The organism is uncultured Anaerococcus sp., assembly GCF_963510575.1.
Classification (GTDB): domain Bacteria; phylum Bacillota; class Clostridia; order Tissierellales; family Peptoniphilaceae; genus Anaerococcus.
This window is the reverse complement of sequence record NZ_CAUPFR010000139.1, coordinates 1-3,401: the sequence shown is the minus strand read 5'-3', so window position 1 is coordinate 3,401 and position 3,401 is coordinate 1. Positions and strand designations below refer to the sequence as shown.

The 3,401-nt window shown below is 31.3% G+C and carries 3 protein-coding genes; all 3 read right to left on the bottom strand.

Annotated elements, in window-relative coordinates; all coding sequences use genetic code 11:
• Positions 1–726, bottom strand: a 726-nt coding sequence (locus tag RQ907_RS08170; protein WP_311492879.1) for a serine hydrolase, incomplete at its 3' end; no start/stop codon positions are given.
• 52 nt (positions 727–778) lie between these two features.
• Positions 779–1,219 carry an SsrA-binding protein SmpB gene (smpB, locus tag RQ907_RS08165; protein WP_311492878.1) on the bottom strand — a complete coding sequence of 147 codons (441 nt, stop codon included), beginning with the start codon at positions 1,217–1,219 and terminating at the stop codon, positions 779–781.
• Complete coding sequence (gene rnr, locus RQ907_RS08160; protein WP_311492877.1) at positions 1,203–3,320, bottom strand: ribonuclease R; 2,118 nt, start codon at positions 3,318–3,320, stop codon at positions 1,203–1,205. The genes smpB and rnr overlap by 17 nt, the downstream gene beginning before the upstream one ends.
• Positions 3,321–3,401 lie beyond the last annotated feature (81 nt).

The following is a 3,401-nucleotide window of genomic DNA, read 5'->3' as shown; positions in this document are numbered from 1 at the left end:
ATCAGATAAATAAGTTCTATCTATATAGTCCTTGTCATTTTTATAAAATTTACTAGATATTTTCCCTATCCACTCTGATGAAACTATCCTTTCACCATCATATAGTCCATCATCTATTACAATCTTTCCTAATTTTAATAAGTCTTCCGCACCTAGGTATAATTTGCTTGCACCAACAAGGCAGTTACCATACCTATCCCATTGTGGATTATTAATACCAACCTCAGAAAAAATATTCTTATTAATAAATTCGTACAGGTCATAGCCAAGATATTCTTGCATGACAGCAGAGAGTACATAATAACCAGCATTAGAATATAAAAACTCTTCACCCGGTTTAGAATATAAAGGATATGATAAGGCATATTCTAAGAGCTTATCCTTATCCAAATCCCCTATATCCTTACTCATCAAAATTATATCCCTATAGCCCATTGTATGGGTTAGGCAATCTCTAACACGAATACTTTTAAGCTTTAAAAGATTTTTCTTATTGGATATATTAACCTTATCCTTTAAAATATCATAAATAAGCGTATCTTCGTTAAAATCACCATTTGATTTATCTATTAAAATTCCGCAAGCAAGGCCTGTTACAAATTTGGCTATTGATCTTATATTTATTTTTTCATCTTTAATTTCTTCTAATAATATCCCCTTGTCTTTGGAATAAATTATTAAAGAATCCATTTCAAGCTTATCGGTAAAAAAAACTTCCTCAATCATTAGACCCCCTCCTTAATTTAGAGGACATAGTTATATTTTCTTTTAAAAGAATTTAGTAATTCTTAAGTGCTCTTTCCATGCGTCTCTTATCGTCTTTTCTCTTGATTGATTCTCTCTTGTCGTACATTTTTTTACCCTTAGCTAGAGCTATTTCAATCTTTACTAGTCCATTATTTTCGTAAACTTTAAGTGGCACTATGGTATAACCATCAACTGTTTTTTTGCCTATCAGTTTGTTTATTTCCTTTTTGTGAAGAAGAAGTTTCCTAGTCCTTGTTGGGTCTATCTTATCAAAGCCTTCCATATATGGAGTTACATGCATACCATAGACAAACATCTCCCCTTTGCGGTCAGAGATGAAGGCTTCTTTGATTGAAACTTTACCAGCCTTGATAGATTTTACTTCACTACCTTTTAATTCTAGACCTGCTTCGTATTTTTCTTCTATAAAATAATCATGAAAGGCTTTTTTATTATTAGCTAATAATTTCATCTTCGTCCTCCAAATAAAAGTCAATTTCTCTTTTTACAAGATCAACATTTACTACTCTTATACTTACTTCTTGGCCAATTGTATAGTGTTTCTTAGTATCAACATCAAAGGCTTTTAGACTATCCTCAATAAAATCATACCTGTGGTCAGAAAACTTATACATGAATAAACCTTCAACAGTATTTTCAAGCTCTATAAACATTCCAAAATCTGTTATAGAAGAAATCCTTCCTTCAAAAACTTCGCCAATAAAGCGTGTCATGTATTTGCATTTCATTAAATCCTCGACTGCTCTTTCAGCATCCTCACTGCGTCTTTCTGTAATAGATAGGTGGTCAGCAGCTTCTTCGAGATTTGACTCAAGACTAGTTTGGTTCAACTTATTTAATCTATTTTCTATAAAGTATTTTAATATCCTATGAACTATTAGGTCTGGATACCTTCTTATAGGTGACGTAAAATGGGTGTAAAACTTCGTAGAAAGGCCGAAATGCATTTCACTATAGTTTGCATACTTAGCTTTTTTCATCGTCCTTAGCATGAGCATATTAACAATTTTTTCTTCTTTCTTTCCCTCTACTTCTTTCAATATATTCTGGAAATCTTTTGGATGTAGGTCATTTCCCTTGATATTATAACCCATTGCGTTTAAAGCTCTTTTAAAGCCATCTAGTTTTTCTTCGCTTGGTTTTTCGTGAATCCTGTAGATAAAAGGAAAATCCATATAGGCAAATAAACTTGCTACAGTTTCATTCGCTATAAGCATAAATTCTTCAATCATCTTGTTGCCTGGCCCTCTTTCAAGGGCTTCAATGTTTAATACTTCCCCACTTTCAGATACATCTATCTGACTTTCTTCAAAGTTAAAATCTATTGATCCACGTTTTTCCCTAGACTTTCTTAAAATTTTATAAAGTTCATTAAAAAGACCTAACTTTTCTTTAAGAAGATCATCATCATATACATCATCATCCCCCTCTAAAAAGTTATTTACATCGTCATAAACAAGTCTCTTATCAGATTCTATATATGATTCGTAGAAGACATTATCTATAACCTTGCCCTTCTTATCAATGGTCATTTTTGCTGTTACAGTAAGGCGGATTTGACCTGGATTTAGGGAACAAATTCCATTTGATAATTTTTCAGGTAGCATAGGAATAACTATATTGTATAAGTAAGTGGAATTGCCTCGCTCATAAGCATCATCATCTAAGGCTGTATGTCTTTTTACATAATGGCTAACATCTGCTATATGAACATAGAGATCGTAATTATCCCCATTTTTTTCTATAGAAATGGCATCATCAAAATCTTTTGAGTCCCTCCCGTCAATAGTAACTGTAAAAAGATTGCTTAAGTCAGTTCGACCTTCAAATTCTTTTGGATTTACCTGATTATCTATATATAAGATTTCTTTTTTAGTCTGTTTAGAAAATTCTGTAGGTATTTTTTTCTGTCGAACAATGGATAAGACATCGATGTTTTTGTCATTTTTCCCGCCAATTATTTCAATAATTTTTCCTTCAGGATTACCTGATTTTGGATAAGAAATAATTTCAACGACAACCTTGTCACCATTTTTAGCCCCTAATGAGTTCTTTTTATCTATATAAATATCATCTGGATGAGACTTATCGTCGCATATTACAAATCCAAATTTTTTGTTTGCTTGATAAGTTCCTATTAACTCTTCATTTGCTCTTTCAATAATATCAACGACTTCACCTTCAGCATTTTTGGATATTTGCTTTTCCCTAATGATTTTTATTCTAACCTTGTCATTATTGTGAGCATCTTTTAATTTATCCCTAGAGATATATACATCATCAAAATCTTTATTATTTGAAATAAAAAACCCATATCCACCAGAAGCTATAGAAATCTTTCCGATTAGATTAATTTCATCCTCTGTTAAGGGCATAAGTCTTTTTTTATTTGATATCCTTATTTTATTTTCCTTGACGAGTTCATCTATTATGTCCTTTATAGCAGATTTTGTATATTTATCAGCCTTTAAATAAATTTCTAATTCCTTTAAGGTCATAGGACTGTAGTCATCATCGTATATTAAATTTTTTATTAATTCTTTTATATTCATATCTACTCCTTAAGACTCCAAATAAAAAAGGAGTCAAAACCTTGACCCCCAACTTAATTTAATGCTATAAATATAATACTT